The organism is Micromonospora lupini str. Lupac 08, assembly GCF_000297395.2.
Classification (GTDB): domain Bacteria; phylum Actinomycetota; class Actinomycetes; order Mycobacteriales; family Micromonosporaceae; genus Micromonospora; species Micromonospora lupini.
In genome coordinates, this window is sequence record NZ_HF570108.1 from 5443903 (window position 1) to 5465706 (window position 21804).

Annotated in this window: 20 protein-coding genes; 13 read left to right on the forward strand and 7 right to left on the reverse strand. The window is 72.8% G+C overall.

The window, feature by feature from the left end:
* Positions 1–47 precede the first annotated feature (47 nt).
* Together MILUP08_RS25810 and MILUP08_RS25815 are read right to left on the reverse strand one after the other, a co-directional pair.
* Positions 48–845 (reverse strand): site-2 protease family protein, encoded by a 798-nt coding sequence (locus MILUP08_RS25810; RefSeq protein ID WP_007463226.1) that lies wholly within the window; start codon positions 843–845, stop codon positions 48–50.
* A complete protein-coding gene (locus MILUP08_RS25815; RefSeq protein ID WP_007463228.1) occupies positions 845–1045 on the reverse strand; it encodes a hypothetical protein in 201 nt (66 codons plus the stop codon). Before MILUP08_RS25815 ends, MILUP08_RS25810 begins: the two co-directional genes overlap by 1 nt.
* A 145-nt stretch (positions 1046–1190) precedes the next feature.
* On the opposite strand from MILUP08_RS25815, the gene MILUP08_RS25820 reads away from it, so the two are divergent.
* The 5 genes from MILUP08_RS25820 to MILUP08_RS25840 all read left to right on the forward strand — a co-directional run bounded on the left by MILUP08_RS25820 (position 1191) and on the right by MILUP08_RS25840 (position 7244).
* Positions 1191–2693: a serine/threonine-protein kinase gene (locus tag MILUP08_RS25820; RefSeq protein WP_007463230.1), complete on the forward strand. Its 1503-nt coding sequence runs from the start codon at positions 1191–1193 to the stop codon at positions 2691–2693.
* Complete coding sequence (locus tag MILUP08_RS25825) at positions 2690–2986, forward strand: hypothetical protein (RefSeq protein ID WP_144057014.1); 297 nt, start codon at positions 2690–2692, stop codon at positions 2984–2986. Before MILUP08_RS25820 ends, MILUP08_RS25825 begins: the two co-directional genes overlap by 4 nt.
* A gap of 135 nt (positions 2987–3121) precedes the next feature.
* Positions 3122–5119 carry a bifunctional adenosylcobinamide kinase/adenosylcobinamide-phosphate guanylyltransferase gene (locus MILUP08_RS25830; protein ID WP_007463234.1) on the forward strand — a complete coding sequence of 666 codons (1998 nt, stop codon included), beginning with the start codon at positions 3122–3124 and terminating at the stop codon, positions 5117–5119.
* Complete coding sequence (locus MILUP08_RS25835; protein ID WP_007463236.1) at positions 5109–5882, forward strand: adenosylcobinamide-GDP ribazoletransferase; 774 nt, start codon at positions 5109–5111, stop codon at positions 5880–5882. The genes MILUP08_RS25830 and MILUP08_RS25835 overlap by 11 nt, the downstream gene beginning before the upstream one ends.
* Before the next feature lie 66 nt (positions 5883–5948).
* A complete protein-coding gene (locus MILUP08_RS25840; RefSeq protein WP_007463238.1) occupies positions 5949–7244 on the forward strand; it encodes a DUF2314 domain-containing protein in 1296 nt (431 codons plus the stop codon).
* Positions 7245–7392: 148 nt separating this feature from the next.
* Here the strand turns inward: MILUP08_RS25840 and gcvT are convergent, their stop codons facing one another.
* Entirely contained in the window at positions 7393–8616 is a 1224-nt protein-coding gene (gene gcvT, locus MILUP08_RS25845; RefSeq protein ID WP_039906651.1) for a glycine cleavage system aminomethyltransferase GcvT, read from the reverse strand.
* A 162-nt stretch (positions 8617–8778) separates the two neighbouring features.
* Here gcvT and MILUP08_RS25850 point away from each other — a divergent pair, with 162 nt between their 5' ends.
* The gene (locus MILUP08_RS25850) at positions 8779–10353 is read left to right on the forward strand and encodes a leucyl aminopeptidase (RefSeq protein ID WP_007463242.1); all 1575 of its coding nucleotides are present in this window, start codon (positions 8779–8781) and stop codon (positions 10351–10353) included.
* 48 nt (positions 10354–10401) lie between these two features.
* Here the strand turns inward: MILUP08_RS25850 and MILUP08_RS25855 are convergent, their stop codons facing one another.
* A complete protein-coding gene (locus MILUP08_RS25855; protein ID WP_007463244.1) occupies positions 10402–10731 on the reverse strand; it encodes a hypothetical protein in 330 nt (109 codons plus the stop codon).
* A gap of 178 nt (positions 10732–10909) precedes the next feature.
* On the opposite strand from MILUP08_RS25855, the gene lpdA reads away from it, so the two are divergent.
* On the forward strand, positions 10910–12301 hold the full coding sequence (lpdA, locus tag MILUP08_RS25860; RefSeq protein WP_039906652.1) for a dihydrolipoyl dehydrogenase: 1392 nt from the start codon (positions 10910–10912) through the stop codon (positions 12299–12301).
* A 67-nt stretch (positions 12302–12368) separates the two neighbouring features.
* Entirely contained in the window at positions 12369–14213 is a 1845-nt protein-coding gene (sucB, locus tag MILUP08_RS25865; protein ID WP_007463248.1) for a 2-oxoglutarate dehydrogenase, E2 component, dihydrolipoamide succinyltransferase, read from the forward strand.
* A 63-nt stretch (positions 14214–14276) separates the two neighbouring features.
* Here the strand turns inward: sucB and MILUP08_RS25870 are convergent, their stop codons facing one another.
* Complete coding sequence (locus MILUP08_RS25870; RefSeq protein ID WP_007463250.1) at positions 14277–15212, reverse strand: SDR family NAD(P)-dependent oxidoreductase; 936 nt, start codon at positions 15210–15212, stop codon at positions 14277–14279.
* A 153-nt stretch (positions 15213–15365) separates the two neighbouring features.
* Between MILUP08_RS25870 and MILUP08_RS25875 the strand changes: the two genes are divergently transcribed.
* Together MILUP08_RS25875 and MILUP08_RS25880 are read left to right on the forward strand one after the other, a co-directional pair.
* A complete protein-coding gene (locus tag MILUP08_RS25875) occupies positions 15366–16703 on the forward strand; it encodes a low temperature requirement protein A (RefSeq protein ID WP_007463252.1) in 1338 nt (445 codons plus the stop codon).
* 86 nt (positions 16704–16789) lie between these two features.
* Positions 16790–17299 carry a hemerythrin domain-containing protein gene (locus MILUP08_RS25880; protein WP_007463253.1) on the forward strand — a complete coding sequence of 170 codons (510 nt, stop codon included), beginning with the start codon at positions 16790–16792 and terminating at the stop codon, positions 17297–17299.
* Here MILUP08_RS25880 and MILUP08_RS25885 read toward each other — a convergent pair.
* Positions 17289–17708: a MerR family transcriptional regulator gene (locus MILUP08_RS25885; RefSeq protein WP_007463255.1), complete on the reverse strand. Its 420-nt coding sequence runs from the start codon at positions 17706–17708 to the stop codon at positions 17289–17291. The genes MILUP08_RS25880 and MILUP08_RS25885 overlap by 11 nt on opposite strands.
* Before the next feature lie 60 nt (positions 17709–17768).
* Between MILUP08_RS25885 and MILUP08_RS25890 the strand changes: the two genes are divergently transcribed.
* The 3 genes from MILUP08_RS25890 (at position 17769) to MILUP08_RS36950 (ending at position 20361) form a co-directional block, all read left to right on the forward strand.
* On the forward strand, positions 17769–18767 hold the full coding sequence (locus MILUP08_RS25890) for an aldo/keto reductase (protein WP_007463257.1): 999 nt from the start codon (positions 17769–17771) through the stop codon (positions 18765–18767).
* A gap of 130 nt (positions 18768–18897) precedes the next feature.
* Positions 18898–19797, forward strand: a complete 900-nt coding sequence (locus MILUP08_RS25895) for a TIGR01777 family oxidoreductase (protein ID WP_007463259.1) — start codon at positions 18898–18900, stop codon at positions 19795–19797.
* A 198-nt stretch (positions 19798–19995) separates the two neighbouring features.
* Positions 19996–20361, forward strand: coding sequence for a hypothetical protein (locus MILUP08_RS36950; RefSeq protein WP_007463261.1), 366 nt, complete (start codon positions 19996–19998; stop codon positions 20359–20361).
* Positions 20362–20437: 76 nt separating this feature from the next.
* Here MILUP08_RS36950 and MILUP08_RS25905 read toward each other — a convergent pair whose 3' ends face one another.
* A complete protein-coding gene (locus tag MILUP08_RS25905; protein ID WP_007463263.1) occupies positions 20438–21673 on the reverse strand; it encodes an extracellular catalytic domain type 1 short-chain-length polyhydroxyalkanoate depolymerase in 1236 nt (411 codons plus the stop codon).
* Between the last annotated feature and the right edge of the window lie 131 nt (positions 21674–21804).

Sequence of the window (21804 nt, forward strand, 5' to 3'; positions counted from 1 at the left end):
TCGGCGCGAGGGTTCTCGCGTCGACCGGACCGGAAAGCTCAGCCCGGTCAGCTCTTCCAGAAGCGAATCAGGTCCAGGCCTGCGGCGTACAGCCACGACGGCAGGCCCAGCAGGTCACCGACGGCGAAGACCGCGTCGAAGAACCAGCCGCCGATGCGCGGGTTCCACAGCAGCGCGAAGAGCAGCAGGAAGCCGTACGGGGCGAACAGGTCGTACATTTTGCGCCACTGCGGATTGAGCCACGGCTGGATCATGTTGCCGCCGTCCAGGCCGGGCACCGGCAGCAGGTTGAGCACGCTGGCGGTGAGCTGGAGGAAGGCGAGCAGCGCCACCCCGGCCCAGAACTCCACCGGGCCGTCCGAGGACGTGCCGAGTCGCACCGCCGCCACGAGCAGCAACGTGAACAGCACGTTTGTCGCCGGGCCGGCGAGGCTGACCAGGGTGTGCCGCAGCCGCCCCGGAATGGCGTGCCGGTCCACCCACACCGCGCCGCCGGGCAGGCCGATGCCGCCGAGCAGCACCACCACCACCGGCAGCACGATCGACAACAGCGGGTGGGTGTACTTGAACGGGTTGAGCGTCAGGTAACCACGATGGGCGATGTTCCGGTCACCGGCCCGGTAGGCCACCACCGCGTGCGCGTACTCGTGCAGGCAGAGCGACACCAGCCAGCCGGAGACCACGAACAGGAACACGTCGAAGCGGACGCTGCCGTAGCCGTTCCAGGCCAGCACCCCGCTGACCGCGAAGAGCGCGACCAGGCCGAGGAAGACCGGGCTGGGCCGGAACGCCGCCTTGGGCACGCCGAGCACCAGCCCGTCGGCACCCGGCCGGTCGTACGCCATCACTCGGCCGTGGGCAGCAGGCTCATCCGGTAATCCACCCGGTCGTCCTCGACGAGTGCGACCGAGGTGACGCCGGACGCCGCGAGCTCACGCCAGGTCTGACCGATCCAGGATTCGGCGTCGGCCTGGCTGCCGAACGACTCCGCCGGGCCCTCGACCGTCTGACCGTCCGTGCCCTCGTACCGCCAGCTCCACGCCATGCCGCGTCTCCCCTCGCCGCTGAAGTCCCCGTGGGACGAACCCCCGCCAGCGTAGTCGGCCCGGCGCGCAACGGCCGCTCGCTCGCCCCCGCGGCAACCCACGGGTTGATCAATCCAGGTCGGTGCGGGCCGGTACGGTGGCTCGGTGCTGACTCGGGGAGTGCTGCTCGACGACCGGTACCGGCTGGGCGATCGGGTGGCGACGGGCGGGATGGGCGCGGTCTGGCGCGGCACCGACGTGCTGTTGGAGCGCGAGGTGGCGGTGAAGGTGCTGCTGCCGTCGCTTGTCGCCGACGCCGAGTTCACCGCCCGCTTCCGCGCCGAGGCGCGGATGCTCGCGGCGTTGCGGCACCCCGGCGTGGTCGCGGTGCACGACGTCGGGCAGGCGGCGCTCGCCGACGGCAGCCGGGTCGACTACCTGGTGATGGAGTACGTCGAGGGCGAGCCGTTGTCGGCCCGCGTCCGCACGGCGGGTCGATTGGATGCGGCCACCACCATGTCGGTGCTGGCGCAGGCGGCCGACGCCCTGCACACCGCCCACCTCGCCGGCATCGTGCACCGGGACGTGAAGCCCGGCAACCTGCTGGTCAAGGCCGACGGTCGGGTGGTGCTCGTCGACTTCGGTATCGCCCGGTCCCGCAGCATGGCCGGGCTGACCGCCGCGAACATGGTGCTCGGCACCGCCGCGTACATGTCTCCCGAGCAGGCCACCGGCCAGCCGGTCGCCGCCGCCACGGACGTCTACGCCCTCGGGGCGGTGGCGTACTTCTGCCTGGCAGGGCAGCCACCGTTCGACGGCGACAACCCGCTCGCGGTGGCGTTGCGGCATGCCCAGGACGAGCCGGCCCCGCTGCCGCCGGATACGCCGCCGGCAGTGGTGGCGGTGATCGCGCGGGCGATGGCCAAGCGGCCGGCGGACCGGTACGCCAGCGCCGCTGAGCTGGCCGCTGCCGCCGCTGATGCCCGCGACGCGACCCTGGCCAGCATCCCGCCCGCCGCCCGCCCTCCGTGGGCGGTGGCCGCACCCGCCCCGCCCGTGGTGGGCGCCACCCCGGCCGTCGCGCCGCCGGTCCCGCCCGTTCCGAGCCCCACACCGTCCGTGCCGACCCGCGCGCCGACGCCGCAGCCGGTCGGGGCCACGGACCCGACCCTGCCACCGGCCTTCCGGGCCGGGCTGGCCCCGATCCGGACCGAGACCGGGCCGACCCGCGAGGATTCGTTGCCGACGTCGTCCCGGCGGCGACGTGGGCCGCTGCTGGTCGGGGTGGGCGCGATCATTCTGATCGCGCTGGTCGGCGGGGCCGTGGCGGCGTTGCGACCGGACGCCGGGCCGGGCAGGACGACCGGTCCGGCGGCGCTGGCGGGTGAATCGACGTCGGGCGCCGGCGTCGCGCCCCGACCGCCGACAACACCACCCCGGGACCCCGGGCCAGTGGCACGCCGAGCGCCGACCGGACCGGGACCGCCACACCGACCGGCGGCGACCGATCGGGTACGCCCGCCAGCGGCAGCCCGGCCATCCGCAGCGCGGCACCGGGGACGACGCCGACCAGGGCGGCCAGTGGCAGACCGACGTCCAGTGGCAGCCCGGCGGGTCGGTCCAACCCGTACACGGCGGTGCAGGCGTGCGGCAGCGGCTACCAGGTGATCGACTCGGCGACGCTCACCGACGGTGGCGGCCGCCGTCAGGGCCGCGTCTACCTGCTCTACCACGCGGGCAACGGCAACAACTGCGTGGTCACCCTCAAGGACACCGCGGTCGGGGTCAGGACGGCGGTGTCGGCGTACCTGGAGGTGCAGGGACGGGCCCGCAGCACCGACAGCGGGTCGTTCGACTACTACGCGGGGCCGGTGCGGGCCTCCGCCGCCGGCGCGTGCGTGAAGTGGGGCGGCGCCACCGGCGGGGTCAGCTACGGCAGCGGGTTCGAACACTGCGACTGACCGTGCCGGCGATGCCGGCCGGAGCGGTGCGGGGATCCGGACGCTTGCCGGCAATGGACGCGGATCGGACTTTCGATCGTCGTCGGGGCTGGGGCGACGTGCCCAACCCCGAAGGATGCGAACTAAGGTACGGACATGTCCGTTGACGGGTGGAACACGGTCCTGGTGCTCGGCGGTATCCGGTCCGGCAAGTCCGAGTTCGCCGAGTCCCTGGTCGCCGACGCGCCGGTGGTCCGTTACATCGCCACCGCGCCCGAGGGCGACCCGGAGGACACCGAGTGGGCGACCCGGCTGGCGACGCACCGCGCCCGACGACCGGGCAGCTGGACCACCGAGGAGACCGCCGACGAGCCGCGCCGACTGGCGGACGTGCTCGAATCCGCCGAGCCCAACGAGACGCTTCTCGTGGACGACCTGGGCGGCTGGGTGACGGTGCTGCTCGACCCGGACCACCAGCCCGCCGACGACGTGGCGACGATCGCCGAGCTGGCCGAGGCGATCCGCACCTGCTCGGCGCGGGTCGTGGTGGTCAGCCCCGAGGTGGGGCTGTCGCTGGTGCCGACCACCCCGCTGGGCCGGGCGTTCACCGACGCGCTCGGCGCGGCCAACCGCGCGGTCGCCGACGCCTGCGACGCAGTGGTGCTGGTGGTCGCCGGTCAGCCGGCCTGGCTGAAGCCGACCGCCGCCCTCGCCGCCGCCCCGACCGTGAGCGCGTCGGCGAGGTCCGTGCCGCCGACCGCGAGCCAGGCCGCCGCCCAGGACGCGAGCCGGACCGACACGAGCCGGGCCGGCGCGGGCAGGGCCGGCACGAGCCTGGTCGACGCCGAGCCCACGCCCGAGGTGCAGCTCCCCGACGTACTGACCCACACCCCGCCGGTCGCTCCGAACCAGGAGCCGGGCAACCCCTGGGCCGCACCCACCATGGCGCTGCCGATGGTGGCCACCGGGCTGGTCATCCAGCCCGGCATGGAGCTGCCGATGCCCGACGACTACGCCGGCCCGCAGGCTGTCGACCGGCTGGCCACGTTGGACGTACCGGGTGCCGGGCTCGGCGTCCTGGACCGGGTGGTCGGCTTCGCCGCCGCCACCCAGGGCACGTCGACGCCTGTCGCCTGGGGTTCGGTGCGGGTGCTGCTGCTCAACGGCGACCACGCCGGTGGCGCGTCGGCCGGCACCGTCGCGGGCGAGTCGGCGCGTCGGGCCGCGCAGGCGCGCGCCGGGCGGGGCGCGCTGGCCCGGCTGGCTGCCGAGAGCGGCGCCAGCCTGCAGGTGGTGGACACCCCCGTCTCCGCCCCGATGGAGGCCCAGCCGGCGCTCTCCGGCGACCAGGTCGAGTCGGCGCTGCGCTACGGCTGGCGGCTGGCCGAGCAGGCGGCCGACGCGGGCGTACAACTGCTGGTCCTGGGGGCGTGCGGTGCCGGCACCGAGGCGGCAGCGGCGGCGGTGCTGGCGGCCACGGCCGGCGCGGAACCGCCGGCCGTGCTCGGCCGGGTGATCACCGATTCCGGTGAGATCGACGACGCGGCCTGGATGGTTCGCTGCGCGGCGGTGCGCGACGCGCTGCACCGCACCCGCCGCTCGCCGCGCGGCGCGAAGGACGTGCTGTCCGAGCTGGGCGGCGGCGATGTGGCGGTGGCCACCGGCGTGCTGCTGGGCGCGACGGCCCGCCGGGTGCCGGTGCTGCTGGACGGGCCGGTCGGGCTGGCCGCCGGGATGGTCAGCCGTGACCTCGCCGGGCAGGCCCGGCACTGGTGCCTGCTGGCCGACCACGGCGGGCACCCCGCGGTACGGCTGGCGGCCGACGTGCTCGGCCTGACGCCACTGCTCGACCTGCGGCTGGACCTCGGCGAGGGTGCCAACGCGCTTGTCGCGCTGCCGCTGCTGCGCTCGGTGCTGGCGCTGGCCGCCGCGCTGCCGGTCCACCCGTCGCTGGCCACCGACACCGACGCCGACCGGGCCGACGAGCCGCAGACCGACCCGGAGTACGCCGAACCTGACGAGGCCGAGGCCGAGCCGGCCTACACCGGGCCCGACTACACCGACCCGGACTTCGCCGAGCCGGAGCCGGCCGGACCGGGCCCCACCCGCACGGAGACGGACGAGCAGCCGGCGTCGGGCTGGCGTGCCGGCTGAGTCGCGGTTCGTCGCGGGCGTCCGGCTGGCCGTCACCACCTTCAGCACGTTGCCGGTACGCGCCGGGCGGATCGACCGTCCGGTGGCGGGTACCGCGATGGCGCTCGCCCCGGCCGTCGGCGCGCTGCTCGGCGTGCTGCTGGGCGGCGTCCTGCTGCTCACCGGCACGCTCGCTCCCCCGCTTGTCGCCGCCGGCGTGACAGTGGGCGCGGCCGCCCTGCTGACCCGAGGGCTGCACCTGGACGGGCTTGCCGACACGGTGGACGCGCTCGGGTCGTACCGGCGGGGCGCTGCCGCCCTGGAAATCATGAAGAAGCCGGACGTCGGGCCGTTCGGTGTCGTCGCCCTGTTCGTCGTACTCCTGGTGCAGGCGGCGGCGCTCGCCGAGCTGGCCGGCCGGTCCTGGCCCGCCGCCCTCGCGGCCGTGGTCGCGGCCACCGCCGCCGGACGGCTGGGCGTCACGGTGGCGTGCCGGCGGGGCGTGCCCGCCGCCCGGCCGGACGGGCTGGGAGCTATGGTGGCCGGCACGGTCGGCCCGGTGGCCGTGACCGTCGGCGCGGTCGCCGTCGCGCTGCTGGCGGTGCCCGCGGTGCCGGGCCGCCCGTGGCAGGGGCCGCTCGCCGTCGTCGCCGCGCTCGCCGTCGCGGTGCCGCTGCTGACCCACGTGGTACGCCGGCTCGGCGGGATCACCGGCGACGTGCTCGGCGCGACAGTCGAACTGGTCACCACGCTGGTCTACCTGGGTGTGGTGCTGTCCGCCTGAACCCGGCACGGCGGGCCGGGTAGCGTTCGGCTCGACAGCACCGGCACGGCCACCGGGGGAACCCACATGCTCATCACTGACGACTTCCTGCCCGTACCGGTGCCGGAGTCGCTCAGCGCGACCTACCTGGTGCCGATGGCGGGGCTGCCGAAGGTCAGCGCGAAGACGGCGGTGGCGGCGCTGACCGGCCGGCTGGCCGAGCCGGTGCACGGGCTCGCCCGGCAGATGCTGGACAGCCCGCTGATGAGCGTGGACACCCGGCCGATCGCCGAGTTCCCCGCGCTGCCGCCGGATCTGCTCACCGCGTTCGGCGCCACCGAGGCGCAGTTGGCCCGGCTGGCCGCGGCGACACACCTGGTGGTGGTGCAGGCGGAGTACCGGCCCGGCTGGCCGCCGGCGCACGAGTGGGCGGCCCGGGCGGTGGCGGCGGCGGTGGCCGAGTCCGTCGACGGCGACGTGGTGGACGTCTTCGGCCTCCAGTTCCTCGACCCGGCGACCGCGCTGCGCTCGCTCCCCGACGAGCAGGGCCGGATCCGGCTGGTCGACTGGGTGCTGGTGCCGTACTCCTCGGACACCGAGGGGCTGTGGTTCACCACGAAGGGGCTGCGGCGCTTCGGTCTGCTGGAGTTGCAGACCCAGGGGGTGCCCGACCATCTGACCCGCGCCTGGGGTGCCGTGATGACCGGGGCGGCGCGGCGGCTGCTGCGGGACTGGACCGACGGGCTCACCGGCGAGGAGGTGCCGGCGTTCGTGCAGCTGCCGGTGCTGGCCACGGTGACCGGGCACGACATCGCGGTGGCGTACGGCAACCCGGAGCAGCACGGCGCGACGGCCCCGGTGCTGCTGCGCCTGGAGCTGGATCCGGCGACCGACCCGGACGCCGACTCGTTCCTGAGCCTGCGTCCGCCGGCCGGGCACCCCGGTCCGGACGGGCGCTACTACGCCGCCGCCTGCGCGACGCTGTTCTCCGGCATCCAGCCGGACGTGCGCTACGCCCGCTCCGGCGACGCGATGAGCCGTGCGGTCGCCACCGCCCGTGCCGCCCTGGACGACGCGCGGGCGCGTTTCGTCGCCGGCCAGCTACCGGTGGAGTCGCAGCTGGTGGTCAAGTACGGCCTGCCGGGCGACGACGGCCCGGAGTACGTCTGGGCGGGCGTCACCGCGTGGGAGACCCCGGAGCGGATCGTCGGCGTCAGCGCCAGCGACGCCAACACCGACCCCAGCGTGCGGATCGGCGCCCCCGTGGTGGTGGAGGCGACCGACGTCGTCGACTGGGCCGTCCTGAACGCCACAGGCGTCATCGAGGGCGGCTGGACCCAGGCGGTCCTGGACGCCGGCGAACCCCCAACCCCAACCCCCTAAAACCCCACCCACCCCCCCAACCCCCAGCCCCACCCCCCCACCCCCGGTTGATCATGGGGTTAGCGGGGGCTTTGATCTCCCAGCGCCCCGCCAACCTCATGATCAACGCCGAAAAGCCGGGGGCGGAGGGGGCGGGGGGAGGTGGGGGTTAGTGGGTTGAGGGGGTTACGAAGGGAGGTTTGGTGAGGGTCAGGGGGGCTCGGCGGCCTCGGATGTCGATCTCGACCTGGTCGCCGTCGGCCAACTGGGCGTCCGTGTCCAGCAGGGCCAGGGCGATGCCCTGCTTACGGGTCGGGGAGAAGGTGCCGCTGGTCACCGTGCCGACCTGCTTGTCGCCCACGTGCAGGGTCATGCCGGGGCGCGGGATGGCCCGGTCGACGGCCACCAGACCGCGCAGCGTACGCCGGGGGCCGGCGGCCTTCTCGGCGAGCAGCGGGTCGCGGCCCCAGAAGGCCGGCTTGTCCCACCCGACCGCCCAGCCCGACCGGGCCTGCACCGGGGTGATGTCCAGGGAGAGGTCCTGCCCGTGCAGCGGGTAGCCCATTTCGGTGCGCAGCGTGTCCCGGGCGGCCAGCCCGCAGGCGCGCAGCTCGAACGCCTCGCCCGCGGCGAAGAGCGCGTCCCACACGGCCACCGCGTGCTCCGCCGGCACGACCAGCTCGTAGCCCAGCTCACCGGTGTAGCCGGTCCGGCAGACGGTCAGCTCCACGGCGGCGGAACGGACGGCGAGGCCGGCGGCGGCACCGGCGGCGGCACCGGCGGCGGGGTCGACAGCCAAGCCGGCCGCGGGGTCGACAGCGGGGTCGGCGGTGAGGCTGGCGGCGTCGAAGCTCATGTAGCCGTGCTCGGTGGGCAGGCCGAGGGCGGCGAGCAGCTCACCAGAGCGGGGGCCCTGCACGGCCAGCACCGCGTACGCCTCGTGCTCGTCGGTGACGGTGATCCGCTCCGGGGCGGCGGCGCGCAGCCGGCGCACCACCTCGGCGGTGTTCGCGGCGTTCGGGATGAGGAAGACGTGGTCGTCGGCGTACAGGTAGGCGATGATGTCGTCCACCACGCCGCCGGTGGCGTCGCAGCACAGCGTGTACTGCGCGCGGCCGGGCCCGATGCGGCGCAGGTCGTTGCTGAGGCAGGAGTTGACGAACTCGGCCGCGCCGGGACCGGTCACCCGGGCCTTGCCCAGGTGCGACACGTCGAAGACCCCCACCGCCGTACGCACCGCGGTGTGCTCCTTGAGCACCCCGCCGCCGGCGTACTCCAGCGGCATCTCCCAGCCCCCGAAGGGGGCGAACTTGGCGCCGGCGGCGGTGTGCCGCTCGTGCAGCGGGGAACGACGCAGCCGGGTCGCGGCGGCGTCGGAGGTCACGTCGGTCATGGGTGGCAACTTACCGGGGGCAACGCCGCTGGTTAGCATCGGCGGGACCCCGTTGGCGTGATCGACGGGACAGCCCTGACGTCCGGCGGGTAGGTTCCGCCGGAGACCTTCACCGCTGGTACGCGACGCCGCGACCGGCCCGGCCCGCCCGGAGTAGCTTCAGTGACATCACCCCGCACCACCAACCTGAGCCTGGTCGACACCGACCCGGCCGAGCTCGCCGTCGACGCGATCGTGATCGGCGTGCACAGCCAGCCCGGAGAGCAGGGCGCCACCAGCGGCCTCGCCGGCACCCTGCTGCTCGCCAGCGGCGCCGAGAGCATCGCCGTCGCGTTCGACGGCAAGCTGACCGAGACCCTCGCGCTGCTCGGCGCGACCGGTGGGCCGGGTGAGGTCATCAAGCTGGCCACGCTGGGCACCGTCACCGCCCCGCTTGTCGTCGCTGTCGGGCTCGGCTCGGAGCCGACGGGCGCCGCCCCGGCGCCGGAGACGCTGCGTCGCGCCGCCGGCGCGGCGGTCCGGGCCCTGGCGGGCGCACCGAAGGTGGCGCTGAGCATGCCGCTGCCCGACGACGCGGACGCGCCGGCCGCGCTGCGCGCCGTCGCCGAGGGCGCGCTGCTCGGCGGGTACCGGTTCGCCGGCTACAAGACCCGGCCGCAGCCGACCCGGCGGGAGCCGGTGGCCGAGGTGCTGATCGCCGTTCCGGACGCCGCCGACCCGGCCGCCCAGGCCGAGATCACTCGCGCGCAGGCGGTCGCCGGCGCGGTCCGGCTCAGCCGGGACTGGGTGAACACGGCCCCGAACGAGCTGCGTCCCCCGTCGTTCGCCGACGCCGTTGCCGCCGCCGCCCGTGACGCGGGTCTCGGCGTCGAGGTGCTGGACGAGGCGGCGCTGGCCGCGGGCGGCTACGGCGGCATCATCGCGGTCGGGCAGGGCTCGGAGGCCCCGCCGCGACTGGTGAAGCTCACCTACACCCCGCAGGACGGCGGCAACGGCAAGCGGGTCGCGCTTGTCGGCAAGGGGATCACCTTCGACACCGGCGGCATCTCGATCAAGCCGGCGCAGGGCATGTGGGAGATGAAGTCCGACATGGCGGGCGCCGCCGCGGTGGGCGCGGCCATGCTGGCGATCGCCGCGCTGAAGCCGGCGGTGGCGGTCAGCGCGTACCTGCCGATGGCCGAGAACATGCCGTCGGGCACCAGCTACCGGCCGGGCGACGTGATCAGCATGTTCAGCGGCAAGAAGGTGGAGGTGCTCAACACCGACGCCGAGGGCCGGATGGTCCTTGCCGACGCCATCGCCCGCGCGTGCTCCGACGGCACCGACTACCTGTTCGAGACCTCCACCCTCACCGGCGGCCAGGTGATCGCGCTGGGCAAGCGGGTGGCCGGCGTGATGGGCACCCCCGAGCTGTGCGAGCGGGTCCGGACGGTCGGCGACGCGGTCGGCGAGCCGGCCTGGCCGATGCCGCTGCCGGACGACGTGCGCAAGGGCATGGACTCCGACGTGGCGGACATCTCGCAGGTCAACGCCGGGATGGACCGGGCCGGGCACATGCTGCAGGGCGGCGTGTTCCTGCGCGAGTTCGTGGCCGACGACGTGGCGTGGGCGCACATCGACATCGCCGGGCCGGGCTACCACTCGGGCGAGCCGACCGGCTACTGGACCAAGGGCGGCACCGGCGTGCCGGTCCGCACCCTGGTGCAGCTCGTCGAGGACGTCGCCGTCAACGGCTGACGGACGTGTGACCGAGGGGCCCTCTTCCCGGGGGCCCCTCGGTTTGTCTCAGTAGCGCTCGGGTCGGCGCTTGCGGCGCTCGTTGAAGTCGCGCATCCGCTGCGGGTAGCCCATCAGCCGGACGTCGTACACCGGGATGCCCATCCGGTACGCGAAGCGCCGCGCGCCGTCCGGGCCGTCGATGCGGCGGCGCGTCCACTCCCCGTCGTCGGCGATCAGGATGACGGTGGTCTCGGTGACAGTCGTCCGGGGCTCGATGAACGCCTCGACGCCGCGCCGGCTGCGGATGAAGTTCTCAAGATGGTCCAGATCGCCGCGATCGGCCGCGCGGTCGTGGCTCAGCACACGCGCCTGCTTCCGGCGCCGGAACAACCCCACCGAACCTCTCCCCCACCTCACGTCATCGACAACGGTGCCAAGGGTACGTGTCGATGACGTGTCGTTGGGCACCTCGGTACGCACCCTGTGCCCAGTGGTGACAAGATGACCGAGGTGGGGTGTGTCCGTGTTACAACCCCGTGACCCCCGATGCAGCGACGCGACCTGGGAGTTGGACGTGAGCGAGCCGAACGAAGCAACCTTCGACATCGTCATCCTCGGAGGTGGCAGCGGCGGCTACGCGGCGGCGCTGCGCGCCGCCCAACTGGACCTGTCCGTCGCGCTGATCGAGAAGGGCAAGCTCGGCGGCACCTGCCTGCACAACGGCTGCATCCCGACCAAGGCGCTGCTGCACGCGGCGGAGATCGCCGACCAGGCCCGCGAGTCGGAGCAGTTCGGTGTGAAGGCCGAGCTGATCGGCATCGACATGGCCGGGGTCAACTCGTACAAGGACGGTGTCATCTCCCGCCTGTACAAGGGTCTGCAGGGCCTGCTCAAGGGCAACAAGGCGATCACCATCGTCGAGGGCCACGGCACCCTGGTCGGCAAGAACGTCGTCGAGGTCGACGGCAAGCGTTACACCGGCCGCAACATCGTCCTGGCCTCCGGCTCGTACGCGAAGAGCCTGCCCGGCCTGGAGGTCGACGGCGAGCGGATCATCACCAGCGACCACGCGCTCACGATGGACCGGGTGCCGTCGTCGGTGATCGTGCTCGGTGGCGGCGTGATCGGCGTCGAGTTCGCCAGCGTGTGGAAGTCCTTCGGTGTGGACGTGACGATCGTCGAGGCGCTGCCCCGGCTTGTCGCCGCCGAGGACGAGGAGTCGTCGAAGGCGCTGGAGCGGGCCTTCCGCAAGCGGAAGATCAACTTCAAGGTCGGCAAGCCGTTCGAGAAGGTCGAGAAGACCGAGAACGGCGTCAAGCTGACCATTCAGGGCGGCGAGACCGTCGAGGCGGAGCTGCTGCTGGTCGCCGTCGGTCGCGGCCCGAACACCGCAAACCTCGGGTACGAGGAGCAGGGCGTCAAGATGGACCGCGGTTACGTGCTGACCGACGAGCGGCTGCGCACCAGCGTGCCGAACGTCTACGCCGTCGGCGACATCGTGCCCGGTCTCCAGCTCGCGCACCGGGGCTTCCAGCAGGGCATCTTCGTCGCCGAGGAGATCGCCGGGCAGACCCCGGCCGTCATCGACGAGGTAGGCATCCCGCGCGTCACCTACTGCGACCCGGAGCTGGCGTCGGTGGGCCTCACCGAGGCGAAGGCCAAGGAGCAGTACGGCGCCGACAAGGTCAAGAGCATCAACTACCCGCTCGGCGGCAACGGCAAGAGCCAGATCCTCAAGACCACCGGCTTCGTGAAGCTGGTCCGGGTCGAGGACGGCCCCGTCGTCGGCGTGCACATGGTCGGCGCCCGGGTGGGTGAGCTGATCGGTGAGGCGCAGCTCATCTACAACTGGGAGGCGTACCCGGCGGAGGTCGCCCAGCTCGTGCACGCCCACCCGACCCAGAACGAGGCCCTGGGCGAGGCGCACCTGGCCCTCGCCGGCAAGCCGCTGCACTCGCACGCCTGATCACCCAAACCGCGGCGTCCGGCGACGGGCGAAGATCCCCCAAGGGGAATGAAGGAGTCTGGAGAACATGCCGGTATCGGTCACCATGCCCCGGCTCGGCGAGAGCGTCACCGAGGGCACCGTCACGCGCTGGCTCAAGCAGGAGGGCGACACGGTCGAGGTCGACGAGCCCCTGCTCGAGGTCTCGACCGACAAGGTCGACACCGAGATCCCGTCGCCCGCGGCGGGCGTGCTGAGTCGGATCGTGGTCGGCGAGGACGAGACCGCCGAGGTCGGTAGCGAGCTGGCCGTCATCGCCGGTGAGGGCGAGTCGACAGGTGGCGGCGAGGCCGCTCCGCAGGAGCAGGCCCCGGCAGAGTCGGTGGAGCCGGCCGCCGAGCCGACGGCCGCCGCCGAGGGCACCGCCGACGAGGTGGCGCAGGACGAGGCGCCGGCCGAGACGCCGGCTCCGGCCGCCGCGCCGTCGGGCGAGGGCACCGCGGTGAAGATGCCGGCCCTGGGCGAGAGCGTCACCGAGGGTACGGTCACCCGCTGGCTCAAGCAGGTCGGCGACACCATCGAGGTGGACGAGCCGCTGCTGGAGGTCTCCACCGACAAGGTGGACACGGAGATCCCGTCGCCGGTCGCCGGCACGGTTCTGGAGATCAAGGTCGCCGAGGACGAGACCGCCGACGTCGGCGCCGACCTGGCGATCATCGGTGTCGCCGGTGGCGCCCCCGCCCAGGCGAAGCCCGAGCCGAAGCCCGAGCCGAAGGCGGAGGCCGCGCCGGCGCCGAAGGCCGAGCCGAAGCCGGAGCCGAAGGTCGAGGAGCCCACCCCGGGCATGTCGTACAACGAGCCGGCCGCGGAGACCGAGAGTTCGGCGCAGCCGGCGAAGACCGAGCAGGCCGCGCAGCCGTCCGGGCCGACCACCGCGCCCCAGCGCCCGTCCGCCCCCGCGCAGGGTGGCGGCGAGGAGGCTGCCGGGTACGTGACCCCGCTGGTCCGCAAGCTGGCCAGTGAGCACGGCGTCGACCTGTCCTCGCTCAACGGCACCGGCGTGGGTGGCCGGATCCGCAAGCAGGACGTCCTCGACGCGGCCGAGAAGGCGAAGGCCGCCAAGGCCGCGCCGGCTCCGGCCGCACAGCCGGCCGCCGCGCCGTCGGCCGCCGCGGCGAAGCCGGCCGCGAAGCCGCAGCCGAGCAACAAGCGGGGCACCACCGAGAAGCTGCCGCGGATCCGCGCGACGATCGCCAAGCGGATGCAGCAGTCGCTGCACGAGACGGCCCAGCTCACCACCGTCGTCGAGGTCGACGTCACCAAGGTCGCCAAGCTGCGGGTCCAGGCCAAGGAGTCGTTCCAGGCCAAGCACGGCGTGAAGCTGTCCTTCCTGCCGTTCTTCGCCCTCGCCGCCATCGAGGCGCTCCAGACCCACCCGATCATCCAGGCCAGCATGGACCTGGAGGGTGGCACGATCACCTACCCGGCCGCCGAGCACCTCGGCATCGCCGTGGACACCGAGCGCGGGCTGCTCGTGCCGGTCATCCACAACGCCGGTGACCTCAACATGGGCGGCATCGCCAAGCGGATCGCCGACCTGGCCGAGCGCACCCGGGCCAACAAGATCACCCCCGACGAGATGGCCGGGGCGACCTTCACGCTCACCAACACGGGCAGCCGGGGCGCTCTGTTCGACACCCCGATCGTGCCGTCGCCGCAGTCGGCGATGCTCGGCACGGGTGCCGTGGTCAAGCGGCCGGTCGTGGTCAACGACCCAGAGCTGGGCGAGGTCATCGCGGTCCGGTCGATGGTCTACCTGGCCATGTCCTACGACCACCGGCTGATCGACGGCGCCGACGCCGCCCGCTTCCTGACCGCGGTCAAGGAGCGGCTGGAGGCCGGCAACTTCGAGTCGGAGCTGGGCCTGGCCTGATCCATTCGCAACGCCGACAGGGCGCCCCGGTCGTCGACCGGGGCGCCCTGTCGTTCGCGGTCGTCAGCTCTTGAGCAGCGCGGTCGAGACCTTCCAGAGCCGCTCGGCGGCCTCCGGGTCCAACGCGTAGTCGGCCACGCCCGTCCGCCCGCCGGGCTGGGCGGGGGCGGCCTCCTGACAGTCCTCGAAGTAGCGCCCGCCCACGCCGTCGAGCAGCGGCGACGCGGCGACCAGCACCGAGGTGGCGGCGCCCTGCTCCACGGTCTTCCAGGCCGCCGCGTTGCCCGCGCGCAGCCGGTCCAACTCCTCCTCGCTGACGTAGCGCTGCAGGTTGGTCCGGATCGCGCCGGGCATCAGCGAGTTGGCCGTGATCCCGTCGTCGGCCCAGAGCCGGGACGCCTCCACGGCGAACAGCACGTTTGCCGTCTTCGACTGCCCGTACGCCTGCCACGGCTCGTACTCCCGCTTGTCGTACTGGATGTCGTCGAAGACCACCGGCGAGCGCAGGTGGGCGGCGGAGCTGACGGAGACGATCCGGCCCCCGTCGCCGGAGGCGAGCGCCGGGCGCAGCCCGGTGGCGAGCGCGAAGTGCCCGAGGTGGTTGGTGGCGAACTGCATCTCCCAGCCCTGCGGGGTCCGGCTCAGGGGCGCGGCCATGATGCCGGCGTTGTTGACCAGGATGTGCAGCGGGCCGTCCCAGTTGGCGACGAAGTCGGCGATGGACCCCTGGTCGGCGAGGTCGAGCGGCGCGACCATGACCCGGTCGTTGCCTGTGGTGCCGGTGATGTCGTCGGCGGCCTGCTGGCCGGCGTCCGGGTTGCGGACGGCCAGTGTGACTTCCGCACCGGCGCTGGCCAGGGCACGGGCGGTTTCCACGCCGATGCCGGACGACCCGCCGGTGACGATCGCCCGCCGCCGGACGAGGTCCACGCCCCGGATCACGTCCATGGCCGTGGAGGTATGGGCGAACGAGGTGGTGATCGGGTTGTTCGTCGTCATGATCCATCCTTGTCCAGGGTGGGTCGAACCGACCGGCCCGCTGCCGGAGGCCATGGTCCCGGTGTTTCCCGAGCCGGGCCGGAGGTAACGCCGGACGCCGTCGCCATCGCTGTTCGGGCCTCGGAGCAGCCCGGACGCTGCCACAGTGGGACCGTGGGCGGCTACCGGCGGGGTGGACAACTGGGACCGGCCGTCCCGATCGCTCCCGGTGCCCGGGTGGACAAGTTCGAGGTCTTCTTCGACCTGGTCTTCGTCTTCTCGTTCTTCATCATCACGCGGGCGACCGCCGCCAACATCTCCGGCCGGCAACTGCTGCACGCCGCCCTGGTGCTCGCCGTGCTCTGGTGGATCTGGGTGGTGCACAGCCTGGTCGCCACCCGGGTCCGGCTCGGCGAGGGCTACGTCCCGGTGCTCATGGTGATCGCGATGGCCGCCCTGTTCGCGTTCGCGCTGGCCCTGCCGCAGGCGTTCAGCGACCCGAAGGCCGGCGCCGCCGGCCCGATGCTGGTGGCCATCAGCTACGTCGTGGTCCGCGGGATCCACTGGATCCTCTATCAGCACGTGGTGCAGGACAGCCCACAGGAGCGGCGGCAACTGCGGCGCTTCGCCCCGGAGCTGGCGGTGAGCATCGTGCTGCTGCTGACCGCTGCGCTGCTCCCGACACTGATCGACGACCCGGGCCGGGCCGCGCTGGTCCGCGACGGCCTGTGGATCACCGTGGTGGTGGTGCAGTACGCCACCGGCTTCATCGTCGGCACCTGGGGCTGGGGGGTGACAAGCGCCGAGCACTGGACGGAGCGCTACGACCTCATTCTGATCATCGCGCTGGGCGAGTCCATCATCTCCACCGGGGTGGGCGGCAATCTGCTCGGCAAGCCGGTGACCTGGCCGGCGGTGGCTGCCGCGGCGCTCGGCATCGTGGTCACGGCCGCCCTGTGGTGGGCGCACTTCGACTTCATCGGGCCGGCCGCCCGGATCGCCTTGCACGCGGCGGAGGGTGGCCCCCGGGTGGCCATGGCCCGCGACGCGTACGCGTACCTCTACCTGCCGATGATCGCCGGGGTGATCCTCTTCTCCATCGGCAACGAGGAGGTCCTGCACAAGATCACTGACCCGGCCGGCGGGATCGCCGAGAAGGTGGAGGGTCCGGCCGTGCCGATGCTCTTCGGCGGGTTGATCTGCTACTTCGCCGTCAACATGTTGTTCCAGCTGCGCACCCTGCACACCGTCAGTTGGACCCGCGTCGGGGTGATCGTGGTGCTCACGGCGGCCCTCCCGGTCGGCCAGCACCTACCGGCGCTCGGCGCGCTCATCCTCGCGACAGTGATCTGCGTGGCACTGGTGGCCGTGGAGGTGATGGTGATGTCGGACTCCCGGCACGCGTTGCGGGCCGCGGTCTTTCAGGAGCGGACCAGTCACGAGGCCCACGAGGCCGCCTGGCGGGCGCGCTGGCACGACGTCCGGGAGTCCGACGAGCCGACCGCGCCGTGATCGGGTTCGGATAGACTCCGGCGCAGCGTCGCGGTGTACCCGGCACGAAGGCCGCCGTGGGCATGGAGGCGCGGGGACAGCATGGGATGAACGTGCACCCGACCGGTTCACCGGCCGACCGGCTCGCCGCCGTCGGCAATCAGATGATCGAGATCCACCTCTGGCTCCGCGCGGAACTGGCCCGTCTCCGGGCAGGTCTCGACGCCGCGGGCGCCGCCCAACCGTCGCGCGACCTGCGCGGGCACTGCCTGACCTTCTGCGCCGCACTCGGCCGACACCACACCGGCGAGGACGCGGGCGCGTTCCGGCTGCTGGCCGAGGAGGTCCCCGAACTACGCCCGGTCATCGCCAACCTGATCACCGATCACGAGGTGGTGGCGGGGATCCTGGAGCGGGTCGAGGCGCTGCTCGCCGGCGATTCGGCGGTGCCACTCGCCCGGGTGCGCGGCGAGCTGGACGGGTTGGCCGCCCTGTTGGAGACGCACTTCCGCTACGAGGAGAAGCGTTTGGTCTCGGCGTTGAACGCGCTCAGCGGCCGACCCGGAACGGCCGAGGAACTCCTCGGCCTGACCGCGCCGGGTCAGGTCAGCGGCTGACGGCTGGGCCGGAGGGGGTGGCGGTGGGCTGCTCGGTCTCGGGCGTCGGCCCGGGCAGCCGCTCGTAGAAGCGGATCTTCTCCCGGAGGTGCTCGTACTGGCGGCTCAGCAGGAGCATCTGCTCCTCGACCTGCGCCGCGTGCTGTTTGAGCAGCTCGCGGCGCTCGTCGACGGTGTGCTCGCCCTCGCGGGCCAGCTCGGCGTACCGGCACATCTGGGCGATCGGCATCCCGGTGTCGCGCAGGCAGCGGAACAGCACCAGCCAGCTCAGGTCGTCGTCGGTGAAGACGCGCTGGCCGCCCGCCGTGCGGCCCACGTCGGCCAGCAGGCCGATCTTCTCGTAGTACCGCAGCGTGTCCAGGCTGAAGCCGCTGCGCCGGGCGGCCTCGGCGGGGGCGTAACCGGTCATGTCTCGGCATCGTAGCCACCCCTTGACCTGGAGCGCACTCCAGGTTGGAGGCTGGTCCGCATGACGACGACACGAACGCTGGGACGCAGCGGCATCGAGGTGAGCGCGATCGGGATGGGGTGCTGGGCGATCGGCGGACCGCTCTGGGGTGACGACGGGCAACCGTTCGGTTGGGGACAGGTGGACGACGACGAGTCGATCCGTACCGTCCACCGGGCACTCGACCTCGGGGTGACCCTGTTCGACACGGCCAGCAACTACGGCGCCGGGCACAGCGAGCGCATCCTCGGCCGGGCCCTGGCCGGCCGGCGGGACAGCGCGGTGATCGCCACCAAGTTCGGCAACGTCAGCGACGAGACCATCCGGCGGGCGCTGGGCACCGACGCCAGCCCGGCGTTCGCCGTACGCAGCCTGGAGGACTCGCTGCGACGGCTCGGCACCGACCACGTGGACCTCTACCAACTGCACATCAACGAGCTGCCGGCGCCCGCCGCGCTCGACCTGGTCGGCACCCTGGAGGACCTCGTCGACCAGGGCAAGATCCGGGCGTACGGCTGGAGCACCGACAACCCGGACTCGGCCGAGGCGTTCGCGGCGGCCGGCCCGCACTGCGCGGCCATCCAGCACGACGAGTCGGTGCTCAGCGACAACGCGGCGGTCCTCGCCGTCTGCGACCGCCACGACCTGGCCAGCCTCAACCGGGGACCGCTGGCGATGGGGCTGCTCACCGGGTCGACCCGGGCCGTCGGGGCGGACGACGTGCGCGGCCGCGCGCCGGAGTGGTTGCAGTGGTTCACCGACGGCCGCCCCACGCCCCGCTGGGCGGCCCGGGTGGAGCAGGTCCGCGCGGCGCTCACCGCGGACGGGCGGACCCTCGCCCAGGGCGCGCTCGGCTGGCTGCTGGCCCGCAGCCCGCGTACGGTGCCGATCCCCGGCCTCCGCACGGTGGCCCAGGCCGACGAGAACCTGGCAACCCTGACCCTGGGCCCGCTACCCCCCGAGGCGTACGCCGAGGTGGAACGCCTCCTCACCGACCTACGCCCCGCCCCCGCCCTCTGACCGAACCACTCCTCGCCGATCGTGCGCTTTCTGTGCGGGCCCCCGCAGAAACGGCGACCCGAAGTGCGAGATCGGCGAGGAGTGGAGGCGGGGTGCGTCCGGGGATGGCGTTTTCGGCGAAGATAAGGGCATGCGGATCCTTCTGGCCGGCGCGTCCGGCTTTCTCGGTACCTGGCTGGGCGACCGGCTCGCCGCCGACGGGCACGAGGTCACCCGGCTGGTGCGCCGTCCGGCGCGCGACCCGCGGGAGCGGCAGTGGGATCCCGCGGCCGGTCAGCTCGACCCGGCTGCGGTCGCCGGAGTGGACGCCGTCATCAACCTGGCCGGCGCGGGCGTCGGCGACAAGCGCTGGAACGACGACTACCGGCGGCTCATCCGCACCAGCCGGGTGGACAGCAGCAGCACGCTCGCGACGACGATCGCCGGGCTGCCGGCTGCCGACCGTCCCCGAGCCCTGCTCAACTCGTCGGCCGTCGGCTGGTACGGCAACACGGGCGACCGGGTCGTCGAGGAGGACGCCCCCGCCGGCGAGGGTTTCCTGGCCGACGTCTGCCGGGTCTGGGAGGCCGCGACCCGCCCGGCTGAGGACGCCGGCGTACGCGTGGTGCGACTGCGTACCGGTCTGCCGCTGCACCGCGACGGCGGGCTGCTCAAGCCGCAACTGCTGCCGTTCAAACTGGGCATCGCCGGGCGGCTGGGCAGTGGCCGGCAGTGGCTGCCGTGGATCTCGATGGCCGACTGGCTGGACGCGACGGTCTTCCTGCTGGCACACGACGAGATCGCCGGCCCGGTCAACGTGGTGGGTCCGCATCCGGTGACCAACGCCGAGTTCACCAGGGAGCTGGCCCGGCAACTGCACCGGCCGGCGATCATCCCGATCCCCGCCCTGGCCCTGAAGGTGGCCCTCGGCGGCTTCGCCCACGAGGCCCTGACGAGCACGAGAGTTCACCCGGCCGTCCTGACAAGGGCCAACTATCCCTACCAGCACCCCACCCTCCCCGAGGCCCTCCGAGCGGCCCTGACCTCCTGACCGCTCCGTGTTGATCAAGAGGTTTGCGTCATCCGGGAGCCGGATCCTGACGCGAAACCTCTTGATCACCGGGGCGGGTGGGGACGCGGCTGCCTGGCGGTCGCGCGGGGCTGCGGCGCGTGCGCGTGCCCGGCTCTTGATCCGCTGTAGAGGAAGTTGTAGACGGCTCCGCCCATCGAACATGACAGGAGAAGAGGAATGGTGGGGGATTCCCACGAATCGCCAGATCGGGCAGAGGTTCCGCTGTCGCGTGACGGTGGGCATCGACAGGGTGGTCACCGCGTTCCCGATCGCGGATCCGAAGCGGTACGCGAGAAAGAAGCGCCTGTCGCCTGCACGGCGTGCGGACAGGACTGGCAGACCTGGTACCGGGTTCGTGACGACGGCCGCGTGTTCCTGCTGTGCCCGGAGTGCGACTCGATCTGGCTGCCTGAGGACGACCGCCACGCCCCTCCGACTGGGGACCTGCGGGAGCTGTTCGGCCCGCAGCCGAAGTTCTTCAACGCCTGGGCCCTGATCGAGGAGTGCCCAGCGCCGCCCGCCGACAGACGCACCACCACCTGAGTTGATCAAGAGGTTTGCGTCATCCGGGAGCCGGATTCTGACGCAAACCTCTTGATCACCGGGCGACCTGGGTGGGTCAGCAGCCGATCACCCAGTAGTTGGCGGCGGTCTGCTTGAGGGTGCTGGTGTAGAAGGTGTTGTAGAGGCCCATGCGCTGGTTGGAGCCGTTCGCGTAGGCGTAGCCGCCGGACTGGTAGGCGCGGCCGGCCGCGACGTGCGCGTAGTTGCTGGCCGTCACGCAGGTCGCCGGCGCGGTCGGGGTCGGCGTCGGCGTCGGGCTGGCCGTGGGGGTCGGCGTGGTGGTGGGGGTGGCCGTCGGGGTGGGGGTGCTGCCGCCGCCGTTCAGGCCGAAGAAGAGCGCGTCGCGGTACGTCGAGCAGATGGTGTCCAGGAAGTACGCGCCAGCCGTGCCGCACTGGTCCGCGGCCGAGCCCGGGTCGACCGGGGTGCCGTGGCCCATCCCGGAGACGCGGTAGAGGCGCACCTCGTCGTTGCCGTACACCTCCAGGCTGGTGTTGCCGGGCAGCGACGACGTGCTGGTCGGCGTCTGCGAGATCCCCCGTATGTTTGTCCACTGGTCGCGGGACTCGGTGCCGTTGAGCGGGGTGACAGTGGTGTCCGACGTGCCGTGCCAGATGGCCACCCGGGGGCGTGGGCCGGAGTAGCCGGAGTACGCGCCACGGACCAGGTCGCCCCAGGCCGCCGGGGACTTGTCCGAGCCTGGGTTCATGCAGCTGAACGCGTTGACCATGCTGGTGGCGCAGCGGTACGGGATGCCCGCGATGATCGATCCGGCGGCGAAGACGTCCGGGTAGGTGGCCAACATGACGGCGCTCATCGCCCCGCCCGCGGAGAGGCCGCTGACGAAGACCCGGGAGCCGTCGACGGCGAAGTTCGCCTTGGCGTGGTCCACCATCTGCTTGATCGACAGCGCCTCGCCCTGACCCCGGGCGGTGTCGCCGGTCTCGAAGAAGTTGAAGCAGGAGTTGGCGTTGTTGCCGGAGGGCTGCTGGGCGACGATCAGGGCGAACTTCCACTGGTCGGCGTACTTCTGCCAACCCGAGCCGGCGAAGTAGCCGGAGGCGTTCTGGGTGCACCCGTGCAGCAGGACCACGGCCGGGGAGTTGGCCGGCAGGTTGTCCGGCCGGTAGGCGTACATGGCGAGGTTGCCCGGGTTGGAGCCGAACCCGGTGACCTGGGTGAGGGTGGCGGCCTGGGCGGGTGTGGCGAGGGCGATCGCGCCCGCCGCGGCGAGGACGAGGCCGGCGACCGCACCGATCAGCCGGTTGAGGGTGGATGAGGAGCGGCGCACGGCGGCCTCCTGAGGGGCGGACTGTGAACTGGGTCACGGTCGAGTTGCCGAGACGTTACGACGACGTGTCGCCGCTATGACATGGGGCACAGTCACACATTCACGGCAGCCGCTGTGTACGACGAACCGCG